Here is a 14,255-nt window from a genome sequence, read left to right as displayed (position 1 = left end):
CCCTTGTACTGCGGGCTCAGGCCCTCTCACGGCGCTGTGGATAACGCCAACCTTCTTGTGGACGAACGAAGTCGTGCGGGGCTTGACGCCCCACATGCGCGAGATAGACAATGGATGGGTCAGGGTCTCTTTCTGACTTATCCACAGGGGGCCTGAGCTGTCACTCGGGCTCCCTGTTCTATCTGACTTTTCTAGCGCTGCTGCTAGTTATGTCATCTGAATTCCTTGGTCAGGTGGTGTAGCCGCATTCCGGCTACGTGCTCGGTAATAGTTATCGCTGTCAGAGGCGTCCGGCCAGACGCTGGGCTGAACTCGTTTCGCTTTAACCTTAAATTTTATCGCTCAGTTTTAATTTCTGACAACAGATTAGCGCACGCTATTTTTAGGCTGAAATCTAGAAATTAAACTATGCGACAACAAAATAGGTTTTTTACCTTTCTAATATTTATTTAGTTCTTAGCATTATTCTTAACCGGAATTTTCGAGGCTTGCGCTCTGCGTTTATGCTGTACACGGACCTCGGTCTGAGCTTGAGAAAATGCTTCCGCCCCGCAATGCGCCTTCTGGCTTTACCCGCGCTCCTATCACCAAGTGGGCCGAGGACGAGACTTTCTACAGCCTCTGTAGCCGACAACACGTTGTACTGAGCAGTCCCACCCCGTCGTCTACATCCGCCTGGCTTTTCGGCTCGCCAACAGCGTCTACCGCTCACGATCTTCCCTTCAACTTGGCTGCGCTGAACGGTGCAGCTGCAGCAAGCTGGGGAAGCCCTCGATTGATTATTTTTGAGCACACGATCTTGCCATTTTTCCTGCCCTTCCAATCGGCTCATCATGAAGTGGAAGCGATGCAGGTAATGGAAGGCGCAACCCTAGGTTCGCTGAAGTACAAGCTAGGCCTCCTTACCGGCCGTTTCGGCGCTGAGCATCCGTTGAAGGCATGCTCGCAGTGCATGGAGACAGACCTTGCTACCCATGGATTCACCTACTGGCATCTCTCCCATCAGTACCCAGGCGTTCTGGTATGTCCTACGCATCGGGAGATGTTGAGAGAAAGTTGCTACAACCGGCAGTGGTCTGGGCGCTTCCATTGGATATTGCCAGGTGAAAGCACGCTTGAGCCGACCAAGGTCCCCGCTCCCGAACCAACGCAAAAGGCTTTGGAGCAGGTCGCAACGGCGGTCTTGGATCTGGCGGTCTGCGGGCGTCGGCGGCGATTTCGCCCGGACCTAGTGAGAACACTGTACAAGACAGCCTTGGCCTCTGGGATCGAGCCCACAATGGACGCCTTCGCTCATCACTGCGCCTCGCTCCAACCGTTTCCAATCTTCGCTTCGTTACCGACGACGCTTCAGCAAGTGCCGACCTTCTGGGCGCAGCTCGTCCGCGACCGGCAGAGCCGCAGTCATCCGCTCAGGCACCTGGTCGCGATCACCTGGCTATTTGGATCGGTGAGCTGTTTTATCGAAGCGTACGATCGCGCTGTTGTACGTCTGGAGGTTCAGGAAAGGCCGGCGGACCACGAGGAAGCTGATTACCAATGCTGCAAATCCCGGTGCACAGAACTTCGTAACAAAACGCCGCAGACGCGCAGGCCGAAGGTGCTCAAGCTACCCATTCGCAACGACATCTTGGACCGCCTGGGCCGCGGGGAGCCGAAGAACGAGATCTGCGCGAGATTCGGAATCACGGTATCGACGGTAAACAAGCTGCTTCGTTCAGAGCCAGAAGTGAAGAGGACTTGGATAGAGCAGTCTCTAACGACCAACGTGGAGAAGCATCGATCCCTATGGATCGCCGCAGCAGCCACCCAACATAGCCATACTCCACACGACATCCGAGCCCTTGCCCCGGACATCTACGCTTGGCTCTACCGGAATGACCGTGAGTGGCTGCTTTCACGAACAGGAGAGATGCCCTCAGGACGGCTGGGTAACCATTCGCGGGTGGACTGGGCGAAACGTGACGAGGACCTGCTCATCCAGGTCAGTCGCACCTTCATCGAACTGGGTAGAGTTGGCAGAGATGGCGAGGTCAGCCGTCGAGCGCTTTTTCTCGCCTGTCCTACGCTGGCCGGAGCCCTTGAAAAGTACGGCCGCTACCCACGCACACGAGCGTTTGTGAAATCGATAGTCCTTACCTAGCCGTGTCACGGTCGACCGCCATGTTTCGCGGCGTAATAAAAATAGACCATCCTCCCTTACTGCCGGTGGCGCATTTATGTTTCGCTCCCTGGCGGGAGCTGAATGCGAACTCTTAAACAGCAGCTCCGTCCAGTTGCCCCATATTCTGTCTGGTTCTGACACCCAGTCTGGGAACGGGAGGTAAGACAAGGTGTGACCTTTTGATCAAACGTCTCGATGGACTGTCGCCCTGCATACAACAGCTATAGTGATACAGAGAATCTAAATCACGGAATGCCGACTGACTAGAGAGACGCATCGATTTATCACAGGGATAGGGGCAGGAAAGAACTGCTATACCCATTGTATAGTCTTCCGTGACGTACCAAGCAGACTCATCGCCCATTGCTAAGTAGGTGCCCCATCCATTCTGAACCAACCTAGAAACGCCGTGCTCGCCGATGTCCCGCATGAATTCATCAATGTCGCCATAATGCGAGAAAATTGCTTTTATTATGAGCTCAAGAGAGCTATCTAAGTGCGCAGCATCATTGTCGACGGCTTGATCCTGCATGCGAATGGCCGCTAATTCGAGATCTTTTTCCAACCAGTAGATGTCGTGCCACGTGGTGACCCCTTCCGGCATCGTCGCCTGTACCTTGCGCCGCACAGCAATCACTGCAGGCACGGCCGAGATGTGGCGAACTGATGTGCAAAATGCATGGTTGAAGCGTGCTCGTTGGAACTCTGCGCCGTCACTATTCACGGAAGGTTCAACGTCCCACAAGTAATGACCATCACAGCCTCCCCGCATTACATCTAAACGATGCTTCGGGTCGCCCAATGAAAGGCCGCAATACGGGCAGTGCGTAAGCAACAACTTATTATGCTTGTGGCAAACAGTGTCGTTTCCAAATAGGGTATATGCCCGACGCCAATATGAGAATCCAAGCCTTGCTAGGTCTTCCTTAGCGCACTCAGGACAGTAACTTACATTTTTTTCGGCGTACGGCTCACCCTTAAACGGATAGAGCTTCCGCGAGTAGGAAATATCCTGTGAATGTTTAACAACGTAATTCACAGCGAGGGAAGTATGAAGGGAAATCAGCCGATCGAAACCATAGCTCCCACCCCAGCCCAGAAAGACTGAGATTTCTTTCAGATCAGATTTGAAGAATCGAACCTTATTTTGAAATTTCCGAATTTCGTCGACAGCATGTGAGTCCCAGCAGAGGAACAGAGTACGTTCCAAAAACGAGCGAATTGACTCTTCAGGCTGAATTTGCAAACGCGGTATGGAGAGCATGCTGAGACTGCTTGGATAACGTAACTGTGTCGCCCCGACCCACGCGACCGCGGCCCTTACAGGAGGCCGCAGTCGCGCATGACAGCTTTTATTGTCGCGGTACCGCTTTTATTGTCGGAAACCAATTTGTTGCTGATTAATAAACTTTGTCCCAAAACCTCTTGAAATTCGCGGCCTAGCGGGGAGATTGATCCTGGGGAAGAGAAAATAAAGGTTGTCACAAAGCATAGCTTTTCAAAAATTCTCGGGGTTTTCGTTTAATAAAGGTTGTCACAACAATAAAGGTTGTCACAGCAAAGGTTCAGCCACAGAAAAATCGCAGCAATGTACCGTGCAAAACCCCCAAAAAAATTATGATGGTATCTTTTTGGGATGGGTAACCCGTGTGGGCGCTCTTGCATCGTTGGATTTAGAGAATTAAAACTGTCGCAGGAGCCGGTGAGGCCTCTCTCCTCCGCTCCTGCGAGCACTGCCCCTCGATCAAACCACCCGTTGCTGTGTGACTGCGGTGCTCGCTACTTGATCGCAGAAACGTCAGTAAGCCAGGCATTCGACTCGGCTGAAAAGGTAGCCGGTGATGCTGGTTTTGACCGGCAGGCCAAGGCTAACCTCATGTGCGAGCTATACGTGATCCTTGGAGCTTTTGATGCCCCAACTGCAGTGCTGGATCAGGTGTTTGCTGCGGTCGAAGACGAAGAGCTTCCGTACTCCACTCTGATTCCATTCGAGAATGACAAATGAACAAGATCAATTGGTTCGCGGTTTCCAACCCAGACGGCAAGCGCTTTCCCGAGTGGCGCCGGTCGTTTGGCGTCAGTGACAGCGGTACTATATTTGTACCTGCAGCAATGGCGGGTGATGAGACGGAGATGAACGTAATGCTCTGTGCTTGCGATGACGGACAGAGCACGGCGGTGCACCTAGATCATCACTTTGTGCCCAGCGATTGGCTGAAGCGTGAGTTCCCCAAGCATTTGGAGCTGATCGAAATGATAGAGGTTCGTGCCCAGACCCCACTCAGTGAAATCAGTCAGCAAGAGCCAGCAGCTACTCAGGAGTAGCTATATAGACTGGCTTCAGGACAATTACGCCAGCGATGAGTTCGATGCTCTGGTCACCAACTGTGACACCGAGCTACCTCAGGACTTCCGGAGGTAGCTCGACGATGAAATCTCCTTAGCCGTGTCCCCAGGGTCCTAGCATTTCACTGTCATACGTAATGGCTGACTCATAGAGGTCGGCTCGAGGGTGGCTTCACCGAATATCGTACTCCGTAATGAACAAGATCGGACTCCTGTCTGCTTGTGTCAAACTATGTTGTGAGCGCCCACAGTCGCCAGCCCACATCACTATTCATTGGGAGAGCAGTCCACCCGCAAGAATGGAAAAAGTTCGTCTGGATTGCCGCATTCCCCGTTCAACTCCTCACAGGTGGCTTCTGCGAGCGACCTCGTGGAGTAGCTTGGCTTCAATCGTAATTTTTCCTGATTGTCGTAAATGTCGAATCCGCCTGATACGGTAGCGGCATAGTATCGAGAACCAGATTGGAAGCATTCTTTGTCGATCGGCACAGCCGGAACGATAACAAATCTCTTTTGCATGACGCGTGTCTCTCCAAGCATATACCTTAGTCTTAGTCCCAAGATTGAAAAGCATCAATATGACTCATCGAGACGAATCAATGACGCTTAGTGCCTCGAAGTATCACTATCACAAGAAATGACGCAGGATGATGTGGGGCTTTCTTTCTGACCGTGCTTGAGGTGGAGCCGTCAAGGCTTTGATATTGTGTATGCACCTTACCGGTACCTTGGCAACGGGCACTTCAAGATGATGTCCAGCAGTCTCTCTAGCCGTTTTGCCTCGCTCGACACGTTGGCATGGTTGGCCTATGGGAATGCGGCTATGAGTCCCCATGCTCTCCCGAGGTTGATTTTTGCAAAAGGAGCTGCCGGTGTTCGGTCACTAGGCTCAGGAGTAGGTCAATTGACCATGGCTTCGCGAGGAACTGAGCGCCTTCGGGTATGAGGTCCGTTTCATGTCTGACGCATCCGCTAGAAATGACTATCGAGGTTTTGGGATCCTGCTGGCTAGCGATCTGAGCAAGTTCCCAGCCATTCATTTGTCCGGGCGTTTCTACATCAGTAATGAGCATGGTCACTGGTGTTCGTTTGAGTATCTCCAAACCTTCGTCTGCTGTAGCTACGGCGAGAAGTAGAAAGCCCGAATCCTGCAGTACCTCAACAATCATTGATCGCAGAATTGGCTCGTCCTCGACGATCAGGAGGAGTCCGAGCATTTCGTGTTCCGATTTCATGTTTTTGGCTCTTGAGCTAGCAGTGGCAAGCAGCACCGGGGTGCCAATGACGACCATGACGGAGCGAGCACCATACGTTGACGCGCTAGGCCTCAACCAGCCTCCCTTCAAGAGATGACTGTTACCTGACGCACCACAGCGCGCTGTAATGGCATTTTGACTCCTAGTTTGAGTATAGAGTTCCTCGCTTTTGGAGAGCATACGCATATCAATTGGAGATAGGCCGGAGAAAGCCATCCACGGCTAGTCGCAGAAAGGTATCGGTGGCCAGGCGTTCGGTCAGCATGACATGTTGCTCGGTCGACAAGCAGTACATACTCCCCTGCTAGTACGTCCAGCTCTTTGTCAGACTCTGGCTTCAGACGACCTACATCAAGTCACTTACCGCAGCACCTGAGAAAATGGGGCCTGACCATGGCCGGAGGGAGTGAAATGAAAGCCCATGCAGAGCGCTTGTGGGATGTAGTCATCATTGGCGGAGGACAAGCCGCCCTGGCAACGGCGTACTTCCTGCGCCGGACAGATCTCTCGCTCATCATCCTCGATGCCGAGCAGGGCGCCGGCGGGGCTTGGCGACACGGCTGGGATTCGCTGCGGCTGTTCTCGCCAGCCACCTGGAGCTCCATTCCCGGTTGGATGATGCCGCCTGCTCAGGATGGCTATCCGTCTCGCGAACATGTCATCGACTACCTCACCCAGTATGAGGCGCGCTATCAGTTTCCGATTAAACGGCCGGTACGTGTCACCTCAGTCGAGCGCGTAGCGGGCGCGTTACGTGTCCATTCAGTGTCTGGCCATTGGGATGCCAAAGCTGTGGTCAGTGCCACAGGCACTTGGAGCAATCCGAACATACCTGCCTACCCCGACGCTGAGCTGTTCCGTGGCCAGCAGCTGCATTCGGCTCACTACGTTGAACCGCAGGCCTTCTCGGGCAAGCGCGTGCTAGTCGTCGGCGGCGGCAACTCCGGCGCTCAGATTCTCGCAGAGGTTTCCAAAGTAGCTGCTGCGACCTGGGTAACCCCTACCGATCCAGTTTTCCTACCTGATGATGTAGATGGCCGAGTGCTGTTCGAGCGGGCCACAGAGCGCTGGAAAGCGCAGGTGGAGGGGCGTGTAATTGAGCAGCCGGTCGGCGGGTTGGGCGATGTGGTAATGGTCCCGCCTGTGGTGGAGGCGCGTGAGCGAGACGTTCTGCACGCGGTGAGACCCTTCGTTCGTTTCACCCCTAACGGCGTGGTCTGGGCAGACGGCTCGGAAACCGCAGTGGATGCAGTGATCTGGTGCACCGGGTTCAAACCCGCCTTGGGACACCTCGCCAGCCTTGGGGTTGTTACTGAGCAAGGACGTGTAGAGGTCGAAGGGACCCGATCTGTGAGTGAGCCGAGACTTTGGTTGGTGGGCTATGGCGAGTGGACAGGTTCTGCATCAGCAACCTTGATCGGGGTGACCCGCACTGCCCGCAGTAGTGCAACTGAGATCGAGCAGTTTGTGGTGAAAGCGGAGGCCTGATGGCCTCCGCATTTCCTCACGGATCAGTGCGTCTGCTGTGCCATTTCGCTGTGCCTGGGCAGTGCGATCGAGATGAGCGCGGCAGCCAATACGAGGATGCTGGAGACCCACAAACAAGCTTCCAACCCATAGGCTTGGAATACCCAACCTGACAGCAGCGTGCCGACCAAGCGCCCGAGGGCGTTGGACATGTAGTAGAAGCCCACATCCAAGGACACGCCGTCTTCCTTGGCGTAACTGACGATCAGGTAGCTGTGCAGCGATGAGTTCACGGCGAACAGCACGCCGAACAGCATCAACCCGCCGAGCAAGACTACCTGCGCTGACCAGCCTGCCGCCAGGCCCACGGCAATGAGCGCAGGCAGCCCGGCCAGGGCGATTGCCCAGATGAAGGCTGCTCGACCATCGGGGACATGTCCGCGCTTCTTACCGGTGATATGTGGAGCAAACGACTGGACGATGCCGTAGCCGATGACCCACGCGGCCAAGAAACCGCCGACCAGCCAGAAGTCCCAGCCAAACGTAGAGCTCAGGTACACCGGCAGTGCCACAACAAACCAGACATCCCGCGCACCGAACAAAAACAGCCGTGCGGCCGAGAGAATGTTGATCGCCCGGCTCTTGGACAGCATGTCGCGGAACTTCGGTTTGGCCTTGGCTTTGCCCAAGTCCTTTTTCAGCAGGATCAAGCTGCAGATCCAAATGAGGGCCAAGGCTGCTGCCATGGCCAGCACCGCCAGGGTGAAACCGAGCAGCGCTAGCAATGCTCCCCCGAGGAAGAAACCCACACCTTTGAGGGCGTTTTTCGAGCCCGTTAGGATGGCCACCCATTTGTAGAGGGTGCCTTGCTGGCTGTCCGGTACCAGGAGCTTGATGGAGCTCTTGGCGCTCATCTTGTTCAGGTCCTTGGCGATGCCGGAGAGCGCCTGGGCGGCCATCACCCACGGCACCGTTAGCGAGGCTGCTGGTACCGTGAGCATCAGCAGGGCGACAACCTGCATGCCAAGACCGATGTTCATGGTGCGGTTGAGCCCCAGGCGGGCGCCGAGGTAGCCGCCCACGAGGTTGGTGATCACGCCGAACACTTCGTAGAACAGGAACAGCGCCGCGATCTGCAGCGGCGTGTAGCCCAGCGAATGGAAGTGCAGTACCACCAGCATGCGCAAAGCGCCGTCGGTAAGGGTGAAGGCCCAGTAATTGCCGGTAACCAGCAGGTACTGACGCACTTCCGCAGACAGGGCTGACAACGCCTTCATGATCGCCATTTACTCCGCTGCGCCGACCAGGCGTGCTAGTTCAACCGCACGGTTGGCGTAGCCCCACTCGTTGTCGTACCAGGAGTAGATCTTCACTTGGGTACCGTTGACTACGAGGGTGGACAGCGCATCGATGATCGAGGACCGCGGATCGGTGCGGTAGTCGATGGACACCAAGGGGCGTTCTTCGTAGCCCAGGATGTCCTTCAGCGGTCCTTCGGTTGCGGCTTTCAGCAGCGCGTTGACCTCTTCAGCCGTTGTCTCACGTTCCACTTCGAACACGCAGTCGGTCAGCGAGGCGTTGGCCAGTGGTACACGTACGGCGTGACCATTCAGCTTGCCGCGCAGCTCGGGGAAGATCTCGGCGATTGCGGTGGCAGATCCCGTGGTGGTCGGGATCAGGCTCATGCCCGAGGCTCGGGCGCGACGCAGGTCCTTGTGCGGTGTATCCAGAATGCTCTGGGTATTGGTGAGGTCGTGAATGGTGGTGATCGAGCCGTGGCGTATGCCCAGGTTCTCGTGAATCACCTTGACCACCGGGGCCAGGCAGTTAGCGGTGCAGGAAGCGGCGGTGACGATACGATGCTGCGCCGGGTCGAATAGGTGCTGGTTGACGCCCATCACCACGTTCAGTGCGCCTTTCTCCTTCACTGGAGCGCAGACGACCACACGTTTGACGCCTTGATCCAGGTAGGCCTGGAGTACGGCTACCGACTTCATCTTGCCGCTGGCCTCGATGACCAAGTCGCAGCCCGACCAGTCGGTGTCCGCGATGGTCTTGTTGGCGGTGACCTTGATGCGCTTGCCCTCGATCACTACCGCGTCGCCCTCTGCGCGGGCTTCACGGTGCCAGCGTCCGTGGATCGAATCGAAGTTGATCAGATGGGCATGGGTCTCGGCGTCACCGGCCGGGTCATTGATCTGCACAAACTCGAATTCCGGCCAGTCCCAGGAGGCGCGAAGCGCCAAGCGACCAATACGGCCAAACCCATTGATACCTACTTTGATAGCCATGTTCTTGTTCTCGAATCGCGATTAGCGAAAGGTCAGAGGGTGTCGCTGAACTGGTTGATATACCCAACGTGCGCAGGGTTCTGGATCGCACGTGGACGCAGGGCCTGGACCTGGGAAACAGCTTCCTGCACAGGGATGCCGCACTCGATCATCAGGCGGGCGGCAAACAGGCCGGTGCGGCCAGAGCCGCCCTTGCAGTGAATGGCGATCGTCTTACCGGTCATCACCAGCTCTTTCAGGCGTTCCCGGTGAGCCTTCCAGGCGGCCGCAAACGGCTCACCGGGCGCTTCGTCATCCTCGACCGGCAGGTGGAACCATTCGAGGCCCAGCAGTTGGCACTCCTCGGGAAGCAGATCGATCTCGTTCTGCAGCAGTTCTTCACTCGGCATCAGGGTTACCAGCGCGCTTGCGCCGGCATCGTGCAACGTTGCCAGAGCCTGAGATACCGATGTCTCCTTGGTACCTGGGCACGGAGTGAAGATCAGCTGGCCGACCAGTTCGGAATTAGCCAACACTGAATACGGGTGCAATTGCATGCTCACAAAGCCTCAAATGGATCGTTGATTGACACGCTTGGATAGTTCTTCAGCCGACTCTTTACGTTCGGAGTAGCGATCGACCAGGTAGTCGGAGCGATCACGAAGCAGCAGGGTGAACTTCACCAGCTCCTCCATTACGTCGACAATACGGTCGTAGTACGAAGAGGGTTTCATGCGACCCGCCTCGTCGAATTCCAGATAGGCCTTCGGCACGGACGACTGGTTAGGGATGGTGAACATGCGCATCCAGCGGCCGAGGACGCGCAGCTGGTTGACCACGTTGAAAGACTGCGAGCCGCCGCAGACCTGCATCACCGCGAGGGTTTTGCCTTGAGTGGGGCGCACGGCGCCCATGCTCAGTGGAATCCAGTCGATCTGCGACTTGAACACGCCAGTCATCGCGCCGTGGCGCTCTGGCGAGCACCAGACCATGCCTTCCGACCACAGCACCAGGTCGCGCAGCTCCTTGACTATGGGGTGGTCATCGGGCACGTCATCCGCCAGTGGCAGCCCGGTCGGATTGAAGATCCGCGTCTCGGCACCGAAGTGCTCCAGCAGGCGTGCCGCTTCTTCCGTCAGCAGGCGGCTGAACGAGCGTTCGCGGGTCGATCCGTACAGCAGCAGGATGCGAGGGTTATGGGTGGACTTTTGCTCGACTGCCAGTTTGTCTGCTGTCGGCAGGTCGACCAGATCGTTGTCGATATTCGGGATATGGTGTTCGGTCATGATTTACTCCTGAGTCAAGGCGCCAGATGGCTGATCGAACCAGCGGCGCTTGAGCCACAAGGCCACGCCCACCAGGGAGATCAGTACCGGCACTTCCACCAAGGGCCCGATGACGGTGGCAAACGCGACCGGCGAGGCAAGGCCGAAGGTGGCGATGGCCACGGCAATGGCCAGTTCGAAATTGTTGCTCGCTGCAGTGAACGCCAGCGCAGTGGTACGTGGGTAGTCAGCTTCCAACAGCTTGCCCATCCAGAAGCTGATGAAGAACATCACCACAAAGTAGATGGTCAGCGGGATAGCGATGCGCAGCACATCCAGCGGCAGTTGCAGCACCATGTCGCCTTTCAGGCTGAACATGGCGACGATGGTCAGCAGCAACGCCACGAGGGTCAGCGGGCTGATCTTCGGGATGAATCGCTCCTGGTACCAGGTCTCGCCCTTGCTGCTGATCAGGATCTTGCGGGTCAGGAAACCAGCCAGGAACGGGATGCCCAGGTAGATCAGCACCGATTGGGCGATATCGAGGAAGCTGGTCTCAATGACGCTACCTTCAAGGCCAAACAGCGGCGGCAACAGCCCCAGGAAGATCCAGGCGTACACGCTAAAGAACAGGATCTGGAAAATGCTGTTGAAGGCGACCAGACCCGCCACGTACTGGTTGTTGCCACCGGCGATCTGGTTCCACACCAGCACCATGGCGATGCAGCGTGCCAAGCCGATGAGGATCAGGCCGGTCATGTACTCAGGCTTGTCGGAAAGGAAGACAACGGCCAGCCCGAACATCAGGACCGGGCCGATCACCCAGTTCTGGATCAGCGACAGGGCAAGGATGCGCTTGTCCTTGAATACCTGTGGCAACTCCTCGTATTTCACCTTCGCCAGAGGTGGGTACATCATTACGATGAGGCCAATGGCGATGGGGATGTTTGTCGAGCCTACCGACAGGCTATTCAGCCACGCAGGCAATCCCTGGAACAGGCTGCCCAGACCAATGCCCAGGCCCATGGCCAGAAAGATCCACACCGTCAGGTAGCGGTCTAGAAAGGAAAGTCGGCTTTTGCTCATGGTGGATCTCCCTAAACGTCAGAGCGTTCCGATACGGGCCAGCTCGGCCTTAAGCTGGGCGGCATCCAATTGTTCGAAAGGCAGCGCGAGGAATGCATTGAGGCGTCGTTTGATCTGCTCAAGCGTGACGTCGAACGCTGCGTCCAGTTCGGCGGTGTTGCCCTGCTGGTCAGAAGGGTCAGAAAGCCCCCAGTGGGCTTTCACTGCTGGTCCGAAGAACACGGGGCAGGCTTCGCCAGCGGCCTTGTCGCAGACGGTGATGACAAAGTCCGGTGCCAGCTCGGCATGCGCGTCACTTGACTTGCTGCTGAGGCCCTCGGTGGAGATACCAGCACGCTGCAGCGCGGTGATGGACAGCAGGTGCACACCACCCTTTGGCTGGCTGCCGGCGCTGTAGGCCTTCATGCCGGCCGGGGCCAGATGATTGAAAACAGCCTCGGAGAGGATGCTGCGGCAGCTATTGGCGGTGCAGAGGAACAGAACTTTCATCGGTTTTTCTCGGCAATGATCAGCAGCAGGAGGCGACGCGTTGAGGGCGGTCACCCATTGTGTCCAGTCGTTTAGTGCTAGCACTCAGCCATTCGCGGTTGGCCTCCAGCGTCGTCGCCAGGACCTCACGTACCCAGCCGGGAAGCGATGGATGCAGGCGGTAATAAACCCACTGGCCCTGACGCCGGTCTTCCAGCAGGTCACACGTGCGCAGTTGCGCCAGGTGGCGGGAAACCTTGGGCTGGCTTTCTTCCAGCGCGCAGGTCAGTTCACAGACGCAGAGTTCTTCCTCGCGAGCGATCAGCAGCATCATCCGAATGCGGTTCTCGTCGGCGAGGCATTTGAAAACCTTGGTAGGTGTCAGCGAGTCAGTCATAGCAATTCTCAGTGTTTAGTTTTCACGAGGACGAACATTTTGATGCGCTCATGAATCTCGTGAAGCTTGCGTCGGAAGGCATCGTGTTGGTCACTGGTAACAGGGTCTTCGAAGTTCCACGCCAGAACCTCGCCGAGGGCAGGCAAAGTAAGGCACTCATGGGCTGCCTTGTCGCAGAGCGTAATCAAGTAGTCGAACCGTTCCCCTGCAAACTCGTCGATGGACTTGCTGCGTAGAGCCTTGGTATCGATATCGAGATATTCGAGGGCGTCATAGGTGCGCGGATCGACTTGGCCAGGCTGGGTACCTGCGCTAAAAGCTTCGAAATGCACAGGGTCTGTGTGCCGGAGCAAAGCTTCGGCGAGCTGGGAGCGAGCGGCGTTTGCGGTGCAAACAAACAGAACGCGGGTCTTGCCAGTCATCACTTGGCACCCTGAGTGTATATGGTTTTTCGAATATACGCTTTTTCGAATGTGTCGCAACCCCTCGATGATGGGTGGCTTTACATGTGCGCGTTCATGCACATATATTGGCTGCATGACGACCAACCAAAATCTCCGTGCTCAAGCCATCGAAGCCGCCATCGAGTCGCTAGACGAGACCTTCTTCAAAGCGCTTTGCGAGCCTTCCAGAGTCGCGGTTTTCAAGCGCGTACTTTTGCTCGGCCGGGCGGATGTCGGCGAAATCGCCAAAGAGCTGCCACAGGAGCGCTCGGTGATCTCCAGGCACCTGCAGGTATTGCATGACGCCAAGATCGTGAAGGCCACCAAGGTGGGTCGGCAGGTGTTCTATGAAGTAAATGGTGGGTCGATCGTCGAGCGACTGGAGGGCCTGCTCCAGCGAACCAAAGGTCTAGTATCGATCTGCTGTCCGTAGTCCGGCCTTTTTTTGCCTTTAAATATGCATGAGTGCGCATATATGAATGAGTTGGATCGCGTTCTGGATGTGGTCGTTATCGGTGGTGGGCAAGCAGGTTTGGCGACTGGCTGGCATTTACAGCAGCACGGCTTGGATTACCTCATCTTGGATGAGCAGACATCCCCGGGCGGTAACTGGCGTAACTACTACGAAAGCTTGCAGTTGTTCTCACCATCGGAGTACTCAGCGCTGCCGGGGCGAGCGTTTCTTGGCGATCCCAAGGACTACCCGGTGCGAAATGAAGTGGTGCAGTACCTGGAGGCATACGCCGCCGAGTTTCAGCTCCCTTTTCAGGGCGGTACCCGAGTGGTGGCGGTCGTACAGAAGGGCAAGGCATTTGAGGTTCGCACCGCCAACGGAGCGAATTTCACTACGCGTGCTGTGGTAGTGGCATCAGGTGGCTTCAGCCGTCCTTTCATGCCTGACATTCCTGGGCTAGAGAGCTTTTCAGGACACTGTCTGCAGATAAAAAAGCAGCTCCGAAGAGCTGCTTTTCTGCCCTACTCCCCCTTTTTATGCTTGTGGGGTTTCAGGTCTGGGTGATCCTTCTGCTTCTCAGGCGTGACCCGCTGCCTCTTGTCCGGAGTGCCATCTTCGTTGGTGCGTTTAGGGCCTGGC

At 56.2% G+C, this 14,255-nt stretch carries 17 protein-coding genes; 6 read left to right on the top strand and 11 right to left on the bottom strand.

Annotated features, from left to right (window positions below; translation table 11 throughout):
* The first annotated feature begins 538 nt into the window (after positions 1-538).
* Positions 539-2,143: a TnsD family Tn7-like transposition protein gene (locus IWW33_RS11505; protein ID WP_174141104.1), complete on the top strand. Its 1,605-nt coding sequence runs from the start codon at positions 539-541 to the stop codon at positions 2,141-2,143.
* A 112-nt stretch (positions 2,144-2,255) separates the two neighbouring features.
* On the opposite strand, the gene IWW33_RS11500 is transcribed toward IWW33_RS11505, so the two are convergent.
* Positions 2,256-3,428: a hypothetical protein gene (locus IWW33_RS11500; RefSeq protein WP_174141103.1), complete on the bottom strand. Its 1,173-nt coding sequence runs from the start codon at positions 3,426-3,428 to the stop codon at positions 2,256-2,258.
* A 519-nt stretch (positions 3,429-3,947) separates the two neighbouring features.
* Here IWW33_RS11500 and IWW33_RS11495 point away from each other — a divergent pair.
* Positions 3,948-4,169 (top strand): hypothetical protein, encoded by a 222-nt coding sequence (locus IWW33_RS11495; protein ID WP_177410003.1) that lies wholly within the window; start codon positions 3,948-3,950, stop codon positions 4,167-4,169.
* Complete coding sequence (locus IWW33_RS11490; protein ID WP_104886884.1) at positions 4,166-4,489, top strand: hypothetical protein; 324 nt, start codon at positions 4,166-4,168, stop codon at positions 4,487-4,489. The genes IWW33_RS11495 and IWW33_RS11490 overlap by 4 nt, the downstream gene beginning before the upstream one ends.
* Before the next feature lie 288 nt (positions 4,490-4,777).
* Here IWW33_RS11490 and IWW33_RS26625 read toward each other — a convergent pair whose 3' ends face one another.
* Both IWW33_RS26625 and IWW33_RS11485 read right to left on the bottom strand, forming a co-directional pair.
* Complete coding sequence (locus tag IWW33_RS26625) at positions 4,778-5,029, bottom strand: hypothetical protein (RefSeq protein WP_104886883.1); 252 nt, start codon at positions 5,027-5,029, stop codon at positions 4,778-4,780.
* A gap of 302 nt (positions 5,030-5,331) precedes the next feature.
* Positions 5,332-5,745: a response regulator gene (locus IWW33_RS11485; RefSeq protein ID WP_196914280.1), complete on the bottom strand. Its 414-nt coding sequence runs from the start codon at positions 5,743-5,745 to the stop codon at positions 5,332-5,334.
* Positions 5,746-6,177: 432 nt separating this feature from the next.
* On the opposite strand from IWW33_RS11485, the gene IWW33_RS11480 reads away from it, so the two are divergent.
* Positions 6,178-7,254 (top strand): ArsO family NAD(P)H-dependent flavin-containing monooxygenase, encoded by a 1,077-nt coding sequence (locus tag IWW33_RS11480; protein ID WP_104886876.1) that lies wholly within the window; start codon positions 6,178-6,180, stop codon positions 7,252-7,254.
* Between the two features lie 23 nt (positions 7,255-7,277).
* On the opposite strand, the gene arsJ is transcribed toward IWW33_RS11480, so the two are convergent.
* From arsJ to IWW33_RS11440, 8 genes are read right to left on the bottom strand one after another with little or no spacing between them, the layout of a single operon-like run.
* Positions 7,278-8,510 (bottom strand): organoarsenical effux MFS transporter ArsJ, encoded by a 1,233-nt coding sequence (arsJ, locus tag IWW33_RS11475; RefSeq protein ID WP_104887857.1) that lies wholly within the window; start codon positions 8,508-8,510, stop codon positions 7,278-7,280.
* A 9-nt stretch (positions 8,511-8,519) separates the two neighbouring features.
* Entirely contained in the window at positions 8,520-9,524 is a 1,005-nt protein-coding gene (locus IWW33_RS11470) for an ArsJ-associated glyceraldehyde-3-phosphate dehydrogenase (RefSeq protein WP_196914279.1), read from the bottom strand.
* A gap of 32 nt (positions 9,525-9,556) precedes the next feature.
* Positions 9,557-10,060, bottom strand: coding sequence for a cyclin-dependent kinase inhibitor 3 family protein (locus tag IWW33_RS11465; RefSeq protein WP_013974857.1), 504 nt, complete (start codon positions 10,058-10,060; stop codon positions 9,557-9,559).
* Between the two features lie 12 nt (positions 10,061-10,072).
* Complete coding sequence (arsH, locus tag IWW33_RS11460) at positions 10,073-10,789, bottom strand: arsenical resistance protein ArsH (protein ID WP_196914278.1); 717 nt, start codon at positions 10,787-10,789, stop codon at positions 10,073-10,075.
* A gap of 3 nt (positions 10,790-10,792) precedes the next feature.
* Positions 10,793-11,854 (bottom strand): ACR3 family arsenite efflux transporter, encoded by a 1,062-nt coding sequence (gene arsB, locus IWW33_RS11455; protein ID WP_054912979.1) that lies wholly within the window; start codon positions 11,852-11,854, stop codon positions 10,793-10,795.
* Positions 11,855-11,872: 18 nt separating this feature from the next.
* Positions 11,873-12,343 carry an arsenate reductase ArsC gene (locus IWW33_RS11450; RefSeq protein WP_196914447.1) on the bottom strand — a complete coding sequence of 157 codons (471 nt, stop codon included), beginning with the start codon at positions 12,341-12,343 and terminating at the stop codon, positions 11,873-11,875.
* A 19-nt stretch (positions 12,344-12,362) separates the two neighbouring features.
* Positions 12,363-12,719, bottom strand: coding sequence for a metalloregulator ArsR/SmtB family transcription factor (locus IWW33_RS11445; RefSeq protein ID WP_129931833.1), 357 nt, complete (start codon positions 12,717-12,719; stop codon positions 12,363-12,365).
* A gap of 8 nt (positions 12,720-12,727) precedes the next feature.
* A complete protein-coding gene (locus IWW33_RS11440) occupies positions 12,728-13,141 on the bottom strand; it encodes an arsenate reductase ArsC (RefSeq protein ID WP_196914277.1) in 414 nt (137 codons plus the stop codon).
* Between the two features lie 115 nt (positions 13,142-13,256).
* On the opposite strand from IWW33_RS11440, the gene IWW33_RS11435 reads away from it, so the two are divergent.
* Together IWW33_RS11435 and IWW33_RS11430 are read left to right on the top strand one after the other, a co-directional pair.
* Positions 13,257-13,595 carry a metalloregulator ArsR/SmtB family transcription factor gene (locus IWW33_RS11435; RefSeq protein ID WP_013974863.1) on the top strand — a complete coding sequence of 113 codons (339 nt, stop codon included), beginning with the start codon at positions 13,257-13,259 and terminating at the stop codon, positions 13,593-13,595.
* A gap of 42 nt (positions 13,596-13,637) precedes the next feature.
* Positions 13,638-14,180, top strand: a complete 543-nt coding sequence (locus IWW33_RS11430) for an NAD(P)/FAD-dependent oxidoreductase (RefSeq protein ID WP_231386153.1) — start codon at positions 13,638-13,640, stop codon at positions 14,178-14,180.
* The last annotated feature ends 75 nt before the right edge of the window (positions 14,181-14,255 follow it).

The sequence above is a fragment of the Pseudomonas sp. M2 genome, assembly GCF_015751845.1.
GTDB lineage: Bacteria > Pseudomonadota > Gammaproteobacteria > Pseudomonadales > Pseudomonadaceae > Aquipseudomonas > Aquipseudomonas putida_E.
The sequence above is the reverse complement of the archived record's forward strand: the minus strand, read 5'-3'. Positions and strand labels throughout refer to the sequence as shown.

Bases quoted from the DNA above. Each gene is read 5' to 3' on its own strand.
- IWW33_RS11505 (WP_174141104.1), top strand. From the start codon at position 539: ATGCTTCCGCCCCGCAATGCGCCTTCTGGCTTTACCCGCGCTCCTATC.
- IWW33_RS11500 (WP_174141103.1), bottom strand. From the start codon at position 3,428: ATGCTCTCCATACCGCGTTTGCAAATTCAGCCTGAAGAGTCAATTCGC.
- IWW33_RS11490 (WP_104886884.1), top strand. From the start codon at position 4,166: ATGAACAAGATCAATTGGTTCGCGGTTTCCAACCCAGACGGCAAGCGC.
- IWW33_RS26625 (WP_104886883.1), bottom strand. From the start codon at position 5,029: ATGCAAAAGAGATTTGTTATCGTTCCGGCTGTGCCGATCGACAAAGAA.
- IWW33_RS11485 (WP_196914280.1), bottom strand. From the start codon at position 5,745: ATGAAATCGGAACACGAAATGCTCGGACTCCTCCTGATCGTCGAGGAC.
- IWW33_RS11480 (WP_104886876.1), top strand. From the start codon at position 6,178: ATGAAAGCCCATGCAGAGCGCTTGTGGGATGTAGTCATCATTGGCGGA.
- arsJ (WP_104887857.1), bottom strand. From the start codon at position 8,510: ATGAAGGCGTTGTCAGCCCTGTCTGCGGAAGTGCGTCAGTACCTGCTG.
- IWW33_RS11470 (WP_196914279.1), bottom strand. From the start codon at position 9,524: ATGGCTATCAAAGTAGGTATCAATGGGTTTGGCCGTATTGGTCGCTTG.
- IWW33_RS11465 (WP_013974857.1), bottom strand. From the start codon at position 10,060: ATGCAATTGCACCCGTATTCAGTGTTGGCTAATTCCGAACTGGTCGGC.
- arsH (WP_196914278.1), bottom strand. From the start codon at position 10,789: ATGACCGAACACCATATCCCGAATATCGACAACGATCTGGTCGACCTG.
- arsB (WP_054912979.1), bottom strand. From the start codon at position 11,854: ATGAGCAAAAGCCGACTTTCCTTTCTAGACCGCTACCTGACGGTGTGG.
- IWW33_RS11450 (WP_196914447.1), bottom strand. From the start codon at position 12,343: ATGAAAGTTCTGTTCCTCTGCACCGCCAATAGCTGCCGCAGCATCCTC.
- IWW33_RS11445 (WP_129931833.1), bottom strand. From the start codon at position 12,719: ATGACTGACTCGCTGACACCTACCAAGGTTTTCAAATGCCTCGCCGAC.
- IWW33_RS11440 (WP_196914277.1), bottom strand. From the start codon at position 13,141: ATGACTGGCAAGACCCGCGTTCTGTTTGTTTGCACCGCAAACGCCGCT.
- IWW33_RS11435 (WP_013974863.1), top strand. From the start codon at position 13,257: ATGACGACCAACCAAAATCTCCGTGCTCAAGCCATCGAAGCCGCCATC.
- IWW33_RS11430 (WP_231386153.1), top strand. From the start codon at position 13,638: ATGAATGAGTTGGATCGCGTTCTGGATGTGGTCGTTATCGGTGGTGGG.